The organism is Sulfurospirillum sp. HTRB-L1, from assembly GCF_059415125.1.
Map to the genome: position 1 here is coordinate 1 of NZ_JCAHZR010000023.1, position 803 is coordinate 803.

Annotated in this window: 1 protein-coding gene; it reads right to left on the reverse strand. The window is 47.8% G+C overall.

The genetic code is table 11. The features are described from left to right. A partial coding sequence (locus AC5SLM_RS14425) for a formate dehydrogenase subunit gamma (protein WP_495251675.1) occupies positions 1–803 on the reverse strand: 803 nt, incomplete at both ends.

The following is an 803-nucleotide window of genomic DNA, read 5'->3' on the forward strand; positions in this document are numbered from 1 at the left end:
TTGTAGTACGAACTGTGCAATATCTTCACTTCTTCCTCTTCCATGTGGCCATCGATGATGCTATGCACCGCACCTTTGATAGCAAAGAGGGACATGTACACGTGGGTGATAAACAGTGCCAACACGGCAAAGCCTACCACGTTGTGTAAAATAGCCGCAGCCCTTAAGAGGTCGATTTGGCTAAGGCCTGTGAGGCTTACCAACATACTCATGTCAAAGTCAAGCAAGTACATCATCGCACCCGTAATCACCATGACAAGGCTGCCTAGGGTGGCTATCCAGAACCACATCTTTTGCCCTGCGTTAAACTTCCCTGCAGGGATAGGACGTTTCTCTTGGGAGAGGTACCCGCCTAGAATCATCATCCATTTGATGTCATCGGTGTTAAAGATGGCTTCTTTGACCCACATGAGAAACATGGGAATCACCACAATGGCAAAGGGAATGGTAAAGATGCCGTGCAAGTCTTTACACAACCGCACAAAGGCACCACCCCCAAAGAAACTTCCAAAGACCATCACAATCCCTGTGGGGATAATGACAATAAAGCTCACCGCTGCGATTTGGTGAATGATGCGGTTAAAGAGACTGAAGATTTTAATCTTCTTTCCCCCGTGGGGAAAGACCTTGGGGCCAACAATCAAGTAATGGGCTAAAAAGACCGCAGGAACTCCTACGATAATGGCAAGAAAGATGGGAGCAAAGTAGTGGTTTTGTAAAAGGGTGAACAAGGGACCAAGACTGGTGCTTCCTTCTTTGCCATACCCAACGATATTCGTGATGCGTCCCTCGCCCCAGATGGG